The 14,381-nt window shown below is 75.4% G+C and carries 12 protein-coding genes; 7 read left to right on the top strand and 5 right to left on the bottom strand.

All coding sequences use genetic code 11. From position 1 onward, the window contains the following. Positions 1–524: 524 nt before the first annotated feature. The gene (locus ABZ172_RS25065) at positions 525–1,202 is read right to left on the bottom strand and encodes a uracil-DNA glycosylase (RefSeq protein WP_356886655.1); all 678 of its coding nucleotides are present in this window, start codon (positions 1,200–1,202) and stop codon (positions 525–527) included. A gap of 187 nt (positions 1,203–1,389) precedes the next feature. Between ABZ172_RS25065 and ABZ172_RS25060 the strand changes: the two genes are divergently transcribed. Together ABZ172_RS25060 and ABZ172_RS25055 are read left to right on the top strand one after the other, a co-directional pair. Beyond that, positions 1,390–2,382: a BadF/BadG/BcrA/BcrD ATPase family protein gene (locus ABZ172_RS25060; RefSeq protein ID WP_356886653.1), complete on the top strand. Its 993-nt coding sequence runs from the start codon at positions 1,390–1,392 to the stop codon at positions 2,380–2,382. Between the two features lie 315 nt (positions 2,383–2,697). Further along, positions 2,698–3,621 carry a hypothetical protein gene (locus ABZ172_RS25055; RefSeq protein ID WP_356886651.1) on the top strand — a complete coding sequence of 308 codons (924 nt, stop codon included), beginning with the start codon at positions 2,698–2,700 and terminating at the stop codon, positions 3,619–3,621. Between the two features lie 100 nt (positions 3,622–3,721). Here ABZ172_RS25055 and ABZ172_RS25050 read toward each other — a convergent pair whose 3' ends face one another. From ABZ172_RS25050 to ABZ172_RS25035, 4 genes are all read right to left on the bottom strand, one after another. Continuing rightward, positions 3,722–4,792, bottom strand: a complete 1,071-nt coding sequence (locus tag ABZ172_RS25050; protein WP_356886649.1) for a lactonase family protein — start codon at positions 4,790–4,792, stop codon at positions 3,722–3,724. A 97-nt stretch (positions 4,793–4,889) separates the two neighbouring features. After that, a complete protein-coding gene (locus ABZ172_RS25045; protein WP_356886647.1) occupies positions 4,890–6,401 on the bottom strand; it encodes an FUSC family protein in 1,512 nt (503 codons plus the stop codon). A gap of 275 nt (positions 6,402–6,676) precedes the next feature. Beyond that, the gene (locus ABZ172_RS25040) at positions 6,677–7,126 is read right to left on the bottom strand and encodes a hypothetical protein (RefSeq protein ID WP_356886645.1); all 450 of its coding nucleotides are present in this window, start codon (positions 7,124–7,126) and stop codon (positions 6,677–6,679) included. Positions 7,127–7,194: 68 nt separating this feature from the next. Continuing rightward, the gene (locus ABZ172_RS25035; RefSeq protein WP_356886643.1) at positions 7,195–7,890 is read right to left on the bottom strand and encodes a TetR family transcriptional regulator; all 696 of its coding nucleotides are present in this window, start codon (positions 7,888–7,890) and stop codon (positions 7,195–7,197) included. 130 nt (positions 7,891–8,020) lie between these two features. Here ABZ172_RS25035 and ABZ172_RS25030 point away from each other — a divergent pair, with 130 nt between their 5' ends. From ABZ172_RS25030 to ABZ172_RS25010, 5 genes are all read left to right on the top strand, one after another. After that, positions 8,021–8,788 carry an SDR family NAD(P)-dependent oxidoreductase gene (locus ABZ172_RS25030; protein ID WP_356886641.1) on the top strand — a complete coding sequence of 256 codons (768 nt, stop codon included), beginning with the start codon at positions 8,021–8,023 and terminating at the stop codon, positions 8,786–8,788. 480 nt (positions 8,789–9,268) lie between these two features. Further along, positions 9,269–11,098 carry an NAD(P)/FAD-dependent oxidoreductase gene (locus tag ABZ172_RS25025; RefSeq protein ID WP_356886639.1) on the top strand — a complete coding sequence of 610 codons (1,830 nt, stop codon included), beginning with the start codon at positions 9,269–9,271 and terminating at the stop codon, positions 11,096–11,098. Positions 11,099–11,181: 83 nt separating this feature from the next. Continuing rightward, positions 11,182–12,774, top strand: coding sequence for a hypothetical protein (locus tag ABZ172_RS25020; RefSeq protein WP_356886707.1), 1,593 nt, complete (start codon positions 11,182–11,184; stop codon positions 12,772–12,774). A gap of 329 nt (positions 12,775–13,103) precedes the next feature. Further along, a complete protein-coding gene (locus tag ABZ172_RS25015) occupies positions 13,104–13,583 on the top strand; it encodes an Lrp/AsnC family transcriptional regulator (RefSeq protein ID WP_356886637.1) in 480 nt (159 codons plus the stop codon). 23 nt (positions 13,584–13,606) lie between these two features. Then, positions 13,607–14,293, top strand: coding sequence for an HAD family phosphatase (locus ABZ172_RS25010; protein WP_356886635.1), 687 nt, complete (start codon positions 13,607–13,609; stop codon positions 14,291–14,293). Positions 14,294–14,381 lie beyond the last annotated feature (88 nt).

The following is a 14,381-nucleotide window of genomic DNA, read 5'->3' as shown; positions in this document are numbered from 1 at the left end:
CTGCTGCTTCGGCCGCGGAGCCGCCCGCGGCCGGCCCGGCCGGGCCGGTGGACTGGGCACGCTAGCAGCCGCGCATCACGGCGGTGGGCAACCCGTCCGAGCGGCGTCCCGCGTCCGGGCCGTCCCCGCCCGGGGCCGCCACCCGGACGGAGCCCCAGCGCCGCCGAGGGGTCCGCGTCGCAGCGGCGGGGGTCGGCCGCAGCAGGGGGCCGGCGGCCCGTCGCGACGGCAGGGTCCGTGCGATCCCACGGCCGGGTGGTCCGGAGCCGGGTGGTCCGGGGCCCCGTGGTCCGCGGCCGTGGCGGCGCAGGGGCCCGTCGGTAGACCCGGCGGACCCCGGAAAACGGGGCGGCCCCACCGGCGGGGGGGGGTGCCGGTGGGGCCTGGTGCCCGCGACGACGCGGAGGGGGGTGCGTCGCCCGGAACTCGGGTCGGAGGGTCTCCTGCCCCAGGAGCGGAAAGCTATGCGGGACATCCGGCCGGAGATGCGGGACGCGATGTACGGCACCGGCGTCCGGCACCGCTCAGGGCAGCCGCCAGTCCACCGGCTGCTGCCCGGCCTGCTCCAGGAAGGCGTTGGTGCGGCTGAAGGGACGCGATCCGAAGAAGCCCCGGTCCGCCGACATCGGGGACGGATGGGCGGACTCGACCGCGGGCAGGTCCCCGAGGAGCGGCCGGAGGTTGCGGGCGTCCCGCCCCCACAGCACGGACACCATCGGCTTGCCGCGCGCGACCAGGGCGCGGATCGCCTGTTCGGTGACTTCCTCCCAGCCCTTGCCGCGGTGGGCGGCGGGTTTGCCGGGGGCCGTGGTCAGCGCCCTGTTGAGCAGCAGCACCCCCTGGCGCGTCCAGGGCGTCAGATCACCGTTGGACGGCCGGGGAAGGCCGAGGTCGGAGTGCAGTTCCCGGAAGATGTTCTCCAGGCTGCCCGGCAGGCGCCGCACGTCGGGCGCCACCGCGAAACTGAGCCCCATGGCCATGCCCGGGGTCGGATAGGGGTCCTGACCGACGATCAGGACGCGCACGTCGTCGAAGGGCTGCTGGAAGGCGCGCAGCACGTCCTTCCCCGCGGGGACGTAGGTCCGGCCCGCCCCGATCTCCGCACGGAGGAAGGTGCCCATCGCGGCGATCCGGTCCGCCACGGGCGCCAACGCCTCGGCCCAGCCGGGCTCCACAAGTTCGTTCAACGGTCGCGCTGCCACGCCCGTCACTCTACCGGCCCACACGGCTCCGGGTGATCATGCGGTCCCCCGGAGCGGGACGGAGCGGTAGGGTGCCGGTCGTCGTCAGTCCTCCACTCCCCCGGAGACCACGTATGAGGCGTGCAGGCACCCGTCCGCCGGCAGCGGTACCCGTGGCGTGCGGTGCGCCGACCGGACGGCGGCCGCGGTGAGTTCGGGTGCGTACGTCCTCGGCGTCGACTCCGGCGGATCGGGCCTGCGGGTGGCGCTCGCCCCGGCCGGCCCGGCGGGCGCGGTGCTCACCGAGGCCTGTGCCGAGCCGGTGCGGACGGGTGCCGACGGCATCGACGCAGCGCATCTGCTGGAACAACTGCTGCCCGCCGTCGGCCGGTTGCTGGAACAGGCGGGTCCGGGGGCGGCGGTCACCGCCGCGGCCGTCGGGGCCGCGGGCATGGCGACCCTCGGCGACCAGTTGCGGGCCCGGCTCCCGGGCGCCCTCGCGGACTCCCTCGGTGTACGGCGGGTGGCGCTGGCCGCCGACGCGGTGACCGCGTACGCCGGCGCGCTCGGCGGGCGGCCCGGGGCGGTGGTCGCGGGCGGCACGGGCCTGATCGCACTCGGCACCGATCTGACGTCCTGGCGCCGGGCGGACGGCTGGGGGCACCTGCTGGGCGACAGCGGCGGCGGCGCCTGGATCGGCCGGGCGGGGCTGGACGCCGCGATGCGTGCCCACGACGGGCGGCGCGGTGGTTCCCCGGCGCTGCTGGCCCGGCTGGAGGCGGTCCTCGGACCGGCCACCGCGCTGCCGGGCCTGCTCTATCCGCGTACGGACCGCCCCGCGCTGCTGGCGTCCTTCGCGCCCGAGGTCGGGGCCTGCGCAGCCGGGGACGAGGTCGCGGCGCGGATCCTGCGCGAGGCGGCGGCCCACATCGCCGAGGCGGCGGCCGCGGTGTGCCCGGGGCCCGCCGACACGCTTCCCGACGGCTGCGAGGTGGCGCTGACCGGCGGGCTGTTCCGCATGGGCGAGCCCCTGGCCGGGCCGTTGCGCCAGGAGCTGGCCCGGCAGGTGCCGCAGGCGCGGGTGGTCCCGGCGCAGGGCGATCCGCTGCACGGCGCCGTGCGGATCGCCCGGAGCCTCGCAGGCCCCGGACTGCGGCTCCCGGCCCATCCGTCCCTGCTGTTCGTACCGGACGCGGGATGAGGGCCGAGCCGCGGCGCCGGAGCCGGTGCGACGCAGGGCGCAGGGGGTGCACAGATCGGAGGCCTGTGGGCGTTCCGGCCCCGCGGCGAGGCGCGCCGGCCGTCGGCGCGCGGCCGGCCGGGAAGGACAGGACGGCTCTCAGGGCGAGTTGGTCATGAGCGCCGGTCACCGGTCCGGTCGATTCGAACGCCGGGCTGTCCGGACAGAGCAGGTCAGTCACCCGCTATGCCGCTCAACAGACATATATGGACAGATAACGCCTGACCGCCCCCTCCCCGAACAGAGGGGCACCCAAAACCAGTAGCATGCGGCGCCATGAGCACCCCCACTGGGCCCGCTTCCGGCCTGCCTGTACGAATGCCGCGACCTCGCCAGTCCGGACGGCACCGCCGCCCGGAGCCCGTGGTCGCACCTGAGGGCGCCGCCGCGCTCGTTCTCGCCGTTCCCGGTACCCCTTCCCCGGCCTCCCGCAGCCTGGCCGAGGAAGTGATCAGCATCGCGCGTTCCGAGCTGCCCGGTCTGAACGCGCAGATCGGTTATCTCGACGGCGACGACGCCGAATTTCCCACCCTTTCCTCCGTACTCACCCACGCCGCCACCGAGCGCACCGCGCGCTACGAGCAGGCCACCGCCGCGGGCCGCGAGGTCCCGGAGCCCTCGGGCCCGTCCGCCGTCGTGGTGCCGCTGCTCGCGGGCCCGGACAGCGCCACGATCCTGCGCATACGGCAGGCGGTCACGGAGAGCGGCACCCAGGCCGAGCTGACCGATGTGCTGGGTCCGCACCCGCTGCTCGCCGAAGCGCTGCACGTGCGCCTCTCGGAGGCCGGTCTGGCGCGCGCCGACCGTGCGCGGCTCTTCACCGTGGCGACCGCCGCCGACGGCATCGTGCTGGCCACGGTGGGTGGCGAGGAGGCCGTGCAGGCCGCCGGGATCACCGGGATGCTGCTGGCCGCCCGTCTCGCCGTGCCCGTGATGGCGGCGGCCCTGGACGTGGAGGGCTCGGTCGCCGCGATCGCCGCCCAGCTCCAGGGGTCCGGCTCCGCGCAGCTCGCGCTCGCGCCGTACCTGGTGGGCCCGGAGATCGACGCGGAGCTGCTGGAGGCCGCGGCCAAGGAGGCCGGCTGCGCGACGGCCGAGCCGCTCGGCGCCTACCCGGCCATCGGCAAGCTGGTCCTCTCGCTGTACGCGACGACGCTGGGCATCACCCCGGCGACGCCGCAGGGGGCGCCGGCCCACTGACCCCCGGGAAGGTGTGCGGCGGGGCGCGGACGGGTCTTCCTGTCCGCGCCCCGCCGCAGGTCGCTCGCCCGCGCGGGGGCGTGCCGACCGGCGAGCGGCGTCAGCCGAAGACCACGCAGGAGGCGGCGGGGACCTCGACGGACCCCGCGTGGGCGGGGACACCCGTCCGTCCGTCCACCGCGAACCAGCTGACGTTCCCGGAGTGCTCGTTGGCGGCGTACAGCCACTGTCCGGTGGGGTCGAGGGTGAGGTCGCGGGGCCAGCGTCCACCGCAGCCCACGGCTGCCGCCAGGAGGGGCTTCTCGGCCGTCTCGTCCAGGGTGAGGACGGAGATGCTGTCGTGCCCGCGGTTGGCGGTCCAGAGGAACCTGCCGTCGTGCGAGACCACCACCTCCGACGGGTACGTGCGCCCGGCTCCGCCCTCGTCGTGGTCGAGCGGCAGCACCGGTGTCTCGCCGAGCGGTTCGAGGACGCCTCCGACGGCGTCCCAGCGGCACACGGTGAGGGTCGGCTCCAGCTCGTTCAGGACGTACAGGTGTTCTCCGGCCGGGTGGAAGGCGAGATGGCGCGGCCCCGTGCCCGGGCGCAGCCGCGTCTCCGCGTGCAGCCGCAGGGAGCCGGTGCCGGGGTCGAGTGCGCAGACCCGCACGGAGTCCGTCCCGAGGTCCACGCTGAGCACCCATGCCCCCGAGGGGTCGGCCAGGACCTGGTGCGCGTGCGGGCCCGCCTGGCGTTCCCCGTCCGGGCCGCGGCCCTCGTGCGCCAGGACGCCGGAGGCGGGACCGGGCGAGCCGTCGTCCCGCACGGGCAGCACGGTGACGCCGCCGGATCCGTAGTCGGCCGTGAGCAGGTGTCCGGCGGCGAGGGCCAGATGGGTGGGGCCGCTCCCGCCGACCGGCCGCACCTCGCCGATCAGCCGGGGCGTGCCGTCGGCGTCCACGCCGAACGCGGCGGCGGCCCCGTCGGTGGTCTCGCTGACCGCGTACAGCACGGTGCCGCCCGTGCCGGGGGCGCGGCCGACCGCCAGGAAGGACGGGTCGGCCAGGGTGTCGGTGGACGCGAGGAGGGACAGTGCGCCGGTGTCCGGGTCGACGTCGGCGACGGTGATGCCGTGCCCGCCCGCCGAGGTGAACGACCCTATGAATGCCCGCTGTCCGTGGTCGGCGCTCATCGCGCTACCCCTCTTCACGTCCGTCCCGATCTTCCGGCAGACGGTAGCAGTCGGCACGGCCCGTCCCTGACCGGAACGGACCGTGCCGACCGAGGTGTCAGGCGCCGACCAGCGGAGCGCGCGGCGGGCTGTGCAGGGGTGCGGCGAGTTCGGCGAGCGCCTTCTCCAGGCTGTGCAGGTGGGCCAGTGCGGGTTCGGCGGCGTGGACGGGTGGGAGGGCTCCGTCGACGGCCGCCGCCGCCCGGTGTCCGCGCACCCGGGACGTCAGCGCCTCCACCGACGCCTCCACCCGCCAGCAGGCGGCGGCCAGCCGGGCGTCGTGCGAGGCCTCCGGGTCCGCTGCGACGGAGGACAGGCCGCGGACCTCGCGGACGCAGACGTCGAGCAGCGCGAGCACCTGCCCGGCCCGCGCCTTGCGGGCGCGGAAGGGGCTCAGCGGATGAACGAGCGGGGCCAGCGACAGCCGCACCCGGCCGAGGAGCGCGTCCAGTTCGGCGACACGGGGGGCGGGGTCGGCGGTCGCCGAGCCGGCGAGCCGCGCGGCGGCCTCGGCGGTGCAGGCGTGCACGCAGCGCAGGGCGCGCTGGATCCAGGCGTCGGTCGTGGCGTGGGTGGTGACCGGCAGGACGAGGAGGACCGCCACCGTCGCACCGAGGGCCCCGACGCCGGTCTCGACCAGGCGCAGGGCGAGCAGCGCGGGGTCGAGGACGCCCAGCAGGCCGTAGAGCGTCCCCGCCAGGACCGTCACCGAGAACATCATCCAGGTGTACGAGACGGCGGCGGTGTAGAAGATCCCGAAGACCCCGAGCGCCACCAGGACCGCGGAGGGCAGGGGCGCGCCGTGCAGCGGGGCGATGACCAGCAGTCCGACGGGGATGCCCGCCAGGGTCCCCAGCACCCGGCGGAATCCGCGGACCAGGGTCTCGCCGCGCGAGGTGGTGTTGACGAAGACCCACCAGGTGGCGCCCACGGCCCAGTACCAGCGTTCCCCGGAGAGGAACTGGCCCGCGAGCAGCGCCAGGGCCCCTCCGGCCGCCGCCTGGACCGCCTGCCGGGTGGTCGCCCGGGCCAGCCCGCGCGCCGGGGCCGGAGCGACGGCGGTGGCGGCGGGCAGCCGGCGTTCGTAGCACCAGAGCCCGAAGCGGACCGCGGACGCGACGGCCAGCGAGAGCAGGACGGCGGCGTACAGCTCGGGCAGCTGTCCCGGCAGGGTGTGGAGGAACTGGGTGACGAAGAACGCCATGAAGCCGAACACCCCGAGCGCGTGGCCGCGCGGCCCCCAGCGCCGGGCGTACACCCCCGCGCCCATGACGGCGAGGAAGGCGAGGTCGCGTGCCACCGGGAGGTCGTGCAGCACGGCGGCCAGCGCCAGGACGGGAAGCCCCACCACGGGCAGGAGGGCGGTCGTCACCGCCTGGCCGCGCACGGTGGGATCGGTCACCGTGAAGAGGGCGAGCAGCGCCGCGAGGCCACCGGTGACGGCACCGGCGAGCGAGTGCCCGGCCAGGCCGCACACGGCCACGGCCAGTCCGATCCCGAGGACGGCCCTGGTCGCGTGGCGCAGCCGCAGCCGCCCCGGATCCAGTGCCACGAACGCCCTCTTCAGCACGGCTTCCCACCCCTTCACACGAAAAAGGGCGCCGCGGAATCCGCAGCGCCATCGACGGTGACATCAGACCACGTCCGGGACCTCTGGCTCAACAGACGACCTATGGACTGATCCATTGGTACAGCTTTTCGCCGGGACTCTGTACCAGAGCCCGGCCAATGGCCGGGCCGGAGGCAGGCCCTCCCGCCCCGGACCGCGCGCCGCCACACCGGCACGACCGCGACGTCACGGCGCCGGACCGATCACGACCACGCCGTCACGGCGTCACGCCGCGGTCAGCGGCCGTACGTGGCGCGGCACAGGTCGACGACCTCGGCGGAGGCGACCCCCTGGCCCGTCGCGCAGACGGTGCGCATGTCGTAGGTGCCGCGCGGCGGCGCCGGGCGGGGGACCCCGGCGAGGCGCGGCGGGGCGGCGGGTACGGCGCGCGGCGGCCGGTTCCGCGCCTCCGCGCGGGGCGGTGGCGACGCCGCGGGTCCCGCCGGGGCGTCGCGCTCCTTCTTCCGCTTCGCGTCGGCACCCTCCCGGGTGTCGTCCTCCCGGCCCAGCGCGTCGTGCACGGCCGGGGGCGCGACCGCCACCGACGGGGACGCCTGCACGGCGGCGGCGCCGTCCGGCCGCCCGGAGAGGGCGGGCCGGGGCTTCTGCGCCTCGGGCGGGACGGAGACACAGCCGGTCGCACCCAGCAGGGCGACGACCGCGAGGGAAGCGGTCCGCAGGTTCATGCCCGGTCAACGACGGACGGAGCGACCGGACACGTCGGGGGCCGACGGGCGCGGGCGGAGGGAGCCGCTCAGTCGGACAGCCCGGACCGGGCGATGCCGAGGGCCCGGTGGAGGGTGCGGGGCAGCGGCTCGGGGTGCGGGTCCGGGCTCCACGCCCACTGCTCGACGGCGATGCGGAGCGTGCCGTTGAGGAGGGTCGCCTGCACCCGCGGTTCGAGGTCGTACGGCTCGCGGCCGGCCCGCTCGGCGATGACCTCGGCGAAGACCAGTTCCGCGTCGTGGTGGACCTGGAGCCACACGGCGCGCAGCCCCGGCTCGGTGCGGGTGAGCCGGACCAGGGCGCGCAGCGCCTCCGCGTCGGGGTGCGCCGATGCTCCGTCGAGCGAGGACGGCGTCCCGGCGACGGCCTCCGCCAGCGGACGGTCGCGCGGCCACGACCTCATCAGCACGGTGACGAGGTCGAGCGCGTGGGTCAGCAGCGGGCTGACGCACAGCTCCTTCGACGCGGTGTGGCGCCACAGCGTCCGCTGCGAGATCCCGACGGCGGCGGCGATGTCGTCGGCGGTCGTCGCGGCCACCCCGCGGTCGGCGAACAGGCGCACGGCCTCGCGGGCGATCTCCATCCGGGTCGCGGCCCTGCGGCGTTCGGTCAGCGGCGGGCGTCCGATGCGCGCGCCGTCACCCGTCGCGGCCCCCCGGGCGCCCGTGGACCCGCCGCGCCCCGGGGCGGGGTCCCGCACGTCTCCGGCCTGCGCGGTCTCCACGGCTTTCGGCCACCTTTCCTCGGGCTGCGCCCATCGTAGCGAGTCCCTTTCCGGCACGCACCGCCATATTGGCAGTGCCCGCCACAAAAGATAGGGTGCTCGCCCCACCACCGAACGCGAGGAGCACCACGTGAGCGTCAGCACCGACGGCCCGGGCCGCGGCGTCATCGTTACCGGAGCCGGGTCGGGCATCGGGCGGGCCACCGCCCTGCTGTTCGCCGGGAAGGGCGCGCGCGTCGTGATCGCCGACGTCGACGACGCCGCGGCCCGGGCGGTCACCGAAGAGGTGGAGCGGGCGGGCGGGACCGCGCTGACCGTGGTCGGCGATCTGCGGGACGGGTCCGTGGTCGACCGGGTGGCCGGGACGGCGGTGGAGCGGTTCGGCGGGATAGACGTCCTGGTCAACAACGCCGGGGTGATGGACAGCATGTCGGCGGTCGCCGACACCGGCGACGACGAGTGGGAGCGGGTCATCGGCGTCAATCTCACGGCGCCGTTCCGCCTGACGCGGGCCGTCCTGCCGCACATGCTGGCCGCCGGGAAGGGCGCCGTCGTCTTCACCGCCTCGGAGGCGTCGCTGCGGGGCAGTGCGGCCGGCGCGGCGTACACCGCGTCCAAGCACGGCATCGCCGGCCTGACGAAGTCACTGGCCGTCATGTACCGCGACCGGGGCATCCGTTGCAACGCCATCGCCCCGGGCGGCACCGCCACCAACATCCGGGTCGAGGCCGACCGGACGGCCCACGGCCCGGCGGCCCTCGCCCCCTATCTGGGCGCCGTCGGCTCGGTCGCGCGGGCGGAGGAGCAGGCGGCGGCCATCTTCTTCCTGGCGTCCGAGGCGGCGAGCAACATCAACGGGGCGATCCTTCCGGTCGACAACGGGTGGTCCGCCGTCTGAGCCCGCCCCGCCCGTCGCCGCACGGCCCTGACGCCCCGCCACGACCGCGCCGCACCCCGGCGCACCGTCCGGCTGCCGCTGGAGATGCACGGCCCCCGGAGGCCCGCCCGGCGCCCGCACGGACGGCGCCGCCCCACGTCAGACCGTTTCCGGACACCGGCACCACCGCCTCCCGGCGACACCGATATGTATCAACCACATGATGTGTACTATGCACTTCACGGTAGAGGTGCACCGCACGTCCACCGGCGGCCGAGGCGGGCGGCGTACGCCTGCCGACGGGCGCAGACCCCCGTGGCCTGCGCCCGCCCCGGCCGTCCGTCCGGTGCCCGGGCACCGCTCCGGGACGGCCCACCCCCGCCGGCCGGAACCGGCCCGCCGCACGTCTCCCCCGCACCCCACGACCCCGCCGGACACCCGGCGCCGCCACCGGCGCCCCGGCTCCGGCACCGATCCCGCTCCGACAGGAATGAGGCCCCCATGTCCTCGCCCCGCACCTCACCCGCGCAGACCGGCCCCGGCGCCGGCGGACCGGACTTCGACCCGGAGGAGTTGCGCCGGAAGTACCGCGCGGAACGCGACCGGCGGATCAGGCCCGACGGCAGCGCCCAGTACCGGCGCGTCGCGGGTGAGTTCGGCTACTACGACGCCGATCCGCACGCCGACCCGCACTTCTCGCGGGAGCCCCTGCGGGACACGGTCGACGTGGTGGTCGTCGGCGGCGGCTTCGGCGGCCTCCTCGCCGCGGCGCGGCTGCGCCAGGCCGGCGTCGAGTCGATCCGGGTCATCGAGAAGGGCGGGGACTTCGGCGGCACCTGGTACTGGAACCGCTACCCCGGCATCCACTGCGACATCGACGCCTACACCTACATGCCCCTGCTCGAAGAGGTGGGCTACGTCCCGAAGTGGAAGTACGCACCGGGTGACGAGATCCGCGAGCACGCACGGGCGATAGCGCGGCACTTCGGCCTCTACACCGACGCCTGCTTCCAGACCGAGGCCACCGAACTGCGCTGGGACGACGACGCGTCGCAGTGGACGGTGTCCACGGACCGCGGAGACCGGATCAGGGCCCGCCACGTGGTGGTCTCCAGCGGGACGCTGAGCCAGGCCAAGCTGCCCGGCATCCCCGGGATCGAGACGTTCGAGGGGCACACCTTCCACACCAGCCGCTGGGACTACGGGTACACCGGCGGCGACCACACCGGCGGCCTCTCGGGGCTCGCGGACAAGCGCGTGGCGCTGATCGGCACGGGCGCCACCGCCGTCCAGGTGGTCCCGCACCTGGGGGCGGACGCCCGGCGGGTGTACGTGTTCCAGCGGACGCCCTCCTCGGTCGACGTCCGCGACAACCGGCCCACCGACCCGGAATGGGTGAAGTCGCTCCGGCCGGGCTGGCAGCGGCGGCGGATGGAGAACTTCCTGGAGGTCGTCACCGGCAAGGGGACCGGGGAGGACCTGGTGGACGACGCCTGGACCAGCACCGCCCGGCTGCAGGAGAAGCTCATCCCGACCGACGCCTACACGGACGTCCCGGCCGAGGAACGCGAACGGGCCTACGAGCTGGCGGACTTCCAGAAGATGAACGAGATCCGGACGCGCGTCGACGCCGTCGTCGAGGACCCCGGGACCGCCGAGAAGCTCAAGCCCTGGTACCGCTACATGTGCAAGCGCCCGACGTTCAGCGACCACTACCTCCAGACCTTCAATCTCCCCGGCGTCACGCTCGTGGACACCGCGGACACCCACGGCGTGGAGCGCATCACCCGCGACGCCGTGGTGGTGGGCGGGGTCGAGTACGAGGTCGACTGCATCATCTTCGCGACGGGGTTCGAGGTCGGCGTCTCCGGGGTGATGTCCGGGAAGCTCCCGGTGTACGGCCGGGACGGTGTGTCCCTGCTGAAGTCCTGGGCCGAGGGCCCGAGGACGCTGCACGGGTTCTACAGCCACGGCTTCCCGAACTTCTTCCAGCTCGGCCCGCTGCAGAACGCCAGCGCCGTCAACTACGTCCACATCCTCGACGAGCAGGCCACCCACGTCGCCGAGGTCGTCGCCGAGGCGAACCGGCGCGAGGCACCGCGCGTCGAGCCCACCGTCGAGGCGCAGGACGCGTGGGTGTCGACGATCCGCCGGAAGGCGCCGAGCCTGCACGCCTTCCAGGCGGAGTGCACCCCCGGGTACTACAACAACGAGGGCAGGCCCCGGGCCCGCAGCGAGTCCTACGGTGACGGGCCGGTCGCCTTCCACCGGCTCCTCAGGGACTGGCGTGCGGGCGACGGCATGGACGACGTGCTGGCCGGGGCGGAGTGAGCGTGCGCGAGACGGACGGAAGGGCGGCCGGCAGGTTTGGCGCGCCGACGGGGCACCGAGGCGGACGCCCGGTCCCGGAGAGGCTGAACCCCGCCAACCCGCTGTGGGGGTCCAACGGCATCGCGTTCGGCCCGGACGGGCGGCTGTACGTCGCGGAGTTCCTCGGGGGCCGGATCAGCGCGGTCGATCTCGCCGGGGGCGACCTCGACGTCGTCGTCCCGGCGGACGGCCCGGTGCGGACGCCGGACGACCTGGCCTTCGGGGCGGACGGCTCGATGTACATCGCCGACCTGGTGCCGGGCCGCGTCTGGAGGCGCACCCCCGGGGGCACGTACTCCCTGGTCAGCGACGCGGTGAAGAACCCCAACGGCATCACCTGCATCGGCGACCGGCTGTTCGTCAACGAGATGAGGCCCGGCGGCCGTCTGCTGGAGCTCTTCCCCGACGGCGGTGAGCCGGTCGTGCTCACCGAGGGGCTCGCCATGGGCAACGCCATGCAGCGCGGGCCGGACGGATGCCTCTACTACCCACACATGATCAGCGGGCAGGTCTGGCGCATCCCGCCGGACGGCGGTGTGCCCGAGCTGGTCGCCGACCGGGTGGACCGGCCGGTGGCCGTGCGCTTCGACCGGGGCGGCGTGCTGCACGTCCTCTCGCTCGGACCCGAGGGCAGGGTGACCCGCATCGACCTGCACGGCACCGGGTCCAGGACGCTGGTCACCAGTGGGGTGGCGGGCCTGGACAACGCGGCGTTCGACGCGGAGAACCGGATGTACGTCTCCAGCTACGCCAGCGGCGGCATCACCGAGCTGCACCCCGACGGGAGGACCCGGGTGATCGTGCCGCGGGGCTTCGACGGCCCCTACGGCGTCACGGTCGGCGCGGGCGGCACCGTCTACGCGGCCGACCACTACCGGGTCGCGAGCCCCGCTCCCGCGGATCCGCCCGCCGCCGAGGGGGCCGACGGCACGACGCCCCCGGCCGGGGGCGAACCGGACAGCCTGGTGCTGGCACCCTTCGTCCACGGCATCGTCGCGGACGGCGGGCTCCTGCACCTCACCTCGCAGTTCGGGGAGGTGCGGACCTACGACACCGCGGACGGAACGATGCGGACGCGCGTGGGCGGACTGGACCGGCCCCTGGGCATCACGGTGAGCCCGGCCGGGTCGCTCGTCGTCGCGGAGTCCGGCGGCGGCCGTGTCCTCGCCGTCGACGGCGAGGACACGGTCAGCGTCCTCGCGGAGGGGCTCGACCGCCCGGTCGACGTGGCCTTCGACGCGGCGGGCCGGTGCTACGTGAGCGACGAGCGGGCGGGCACCGTGCTCAGGCTGGACGGAGACGCGCCGCCGGCCGTCGTGGCCGACGGGCTCGGGGCGCCGCAGGGACTGACGGTCCTGGGCGACGCCCTGTACACGGTGGAAACCGCGCACCGCAGGGTGCGGGGGGTCTCCCTCACCGGCGCGGGGCACTGGACCGAGGCGGAGGACCTGCCGGTCGGTCCGTCACCGGACCCCGCTCACGACCCTGGGTACAGCGAACCGGCCCTGTTCGCCGAGGGGCTCCCGGGGCTCGCCCGCCGTTTCGCCGGGATCGCCGCCGCACCGGACGGTTCGCTGGTCCTCTCGGCCGACGGCGAGGGCACCCTGCTGCGCCTGACCCCGGCCGGACCTCGCTGAGTTCGGGCGGGAGGCCGGGCCGCCGCGGCCCGCACAGGGGTCACGGCGGCCCGGCCCCGGCCGGGCCGGTCGCAGCACGGCCACCCGGGGGGCCGGACGCCGCTCCGGGGAGCGGCGGTCGCGGACAGGGAGCCGGGGAACGACGGTCGCGCCGCCGGGAAGCGGGGAACGGCTTCAGCACCGCCGGGGAGCAGGGAACGGCTTCAGCGGGCGGGCCGAGGGCCGGGCGGGGGCGGGCGCGCGCCGGGCCTCCGGCTGCCGGACTCCCGTGGCCGGCCCCGGTTAGAGTCGGGCGACCGATCACCGAGCCGGGAGGAGCACAGCCGGACATGGCGGTGGACGCCCTCGACACCCGTATCCTCCGGCTGCTCATCGAGCAGCCGCGTACCAGCGTCCGGGAGTACGCACGTGTCCTCGGCGTGGCCCGGGGCACCCTGCAGGCCCGGCTCGACCGACTGGAGCGGGACGGGGTGATCACGGGCACCGGGCCCGCGCTCTCCCCCGCGGCCCTCGGCCATCCGGTGCTCGCCTTCGTGCACCTGGAGGTCACCCAGGGCCATCTCGACGAGGTGGGCGACGCGCTGGCGGCCGTGCCGGAGATCATCGAGGCGTTCTCGACCACCGGGGGCGGCGATCTCCTGACCCGGGTGGTGGCCCGGGACAACGGGCACCTGGAGGACGTGATCCAGCAGCTGATCCAGCTCCCCGGCGTGGTGCGGACGCGGACCGACGTGGCGCTGCGCGAGCGGGTGGCGTACCGGGTGCTGCCGCTGGTCGAGGCCGTGGGGCGGGCGGCGGGTCCCCGCTGACCGCCGTCGGTCATGCTGGGGCGATGAGCACCCCGCGCCTCCCGCCGTCCGTCCTCTTCGACCTCGACGGCACCCTCGTCGACAGCGAGCCGAACTACTACGAGGCGGGACGCCGGCTCCTCGCCCGTTACGGGGTGCGGGACTTCGGCTGGGAGGACCACGCCCGGTTCATCGGGACGGGCACCCGGGAGACCCTCACCGTGCTGCGCGAGGAGTACCGCATCGAGGCCCCGGTCGACGAACTGCTGGCCGGCAAGAACGCCCTCTACCTGGAGCTCGCCGGGGCCTCCACCACCGCCTTCCCGCAGATGCGCGCCCTCGTCGAGCGGCTGCACGGGTGCGGGGTGCCGATGGCGGTGGCGTCGGGGTCGTCCGGGGCGGCGATCGCGGCCACCCTCGCCGTGACGGGGCTGGACGCGTACCTGCCCCTGTTCGTCTCCGCCGAGGAGGTGCCGCGCGGCAAGCCGGAACCCGACGTGTTCCTGGAGGCGGCCCGCCGGCTCGGTGCGGCCCCGGACGCGTGCGTGGTCCTGGAGGACGCCGCACCGGGCGTCCTGGCCGCCCGTGCGGCAGGGATGCGCTGTGTCGCCGTCCCCGGCCCCGGGGCGGAGGCGGACGCCGCGGTGTTCGAGAAGGCGGAGCTGCTGTTCCCGGGCGGCCAGGCGGAGTTCACCGCCGATGCGGTGCTCGCCTGGCTCGCCGCGGGGTGAGAACAGGCCGGTCCGGCCCACCGATTGGCCGGATCCCGTACCCGTGGCTCCGGCCGGGCGAGCGGCGCTCCGGAGGACGGATATCCTG

Source organism: Streptomyces sp. NPDC006296 (genome assembly GCF_040613235.1).
GTDB lineage: Bacteria > Actinomycetota > Actinomycetes > Streptomycetales > Streptomycetaceae > Streptomyces.
Note: the sequence above shows the minus strand (reverse complement) of the source record. Positions and strands in the feature narration are given on the sequence as shown.

Coding starts and splice junctions, on each gene's coding strand:
- ABZ172_RS25050 (WP_356886649.1), bottom strand. CDS start 4,792: ATGAGCGCCGACCACGGACAGCGGGCATTCATAGGGTCGTTCACCTCG.
- ABZ172_RS25055 (WP_356886651.1), top strand. CDS start 2,698: ATGAGCACCCCCACTGGGCCCGCTTCCGGCCTGCCTGTACGAATGCCG.
- ABZ172_RS25025 (WP_356886639.1), top strand. CDS start 9,269: ATGTCCTCGCCCCGCACCTCACCCGCGCAGACCGGCCCCGGCGCCGGC.
- ABZ172_RS25040 (WP_356886645.1), bottom strand. CDS start 7,126: ATGAACCTGCGGACCGCTTCCCTCGCGGTCGTCGCCCTGCTGGGTGCG.
- ABZ172_RS25010 (WP_356886635.1), top strand. CDS start 13,607: ATGAGCACCCCGCGCCTCCCGCCGTCCGTCCTCTTCGACCTCGACGGC.
- ABZ172_RS25015 (WP_356886637.1), top strand. CDS start 13,104: ATGGCGGTGGACGCCCTCGACACCCGTATCCTCCGGCTGCTCATCGAG.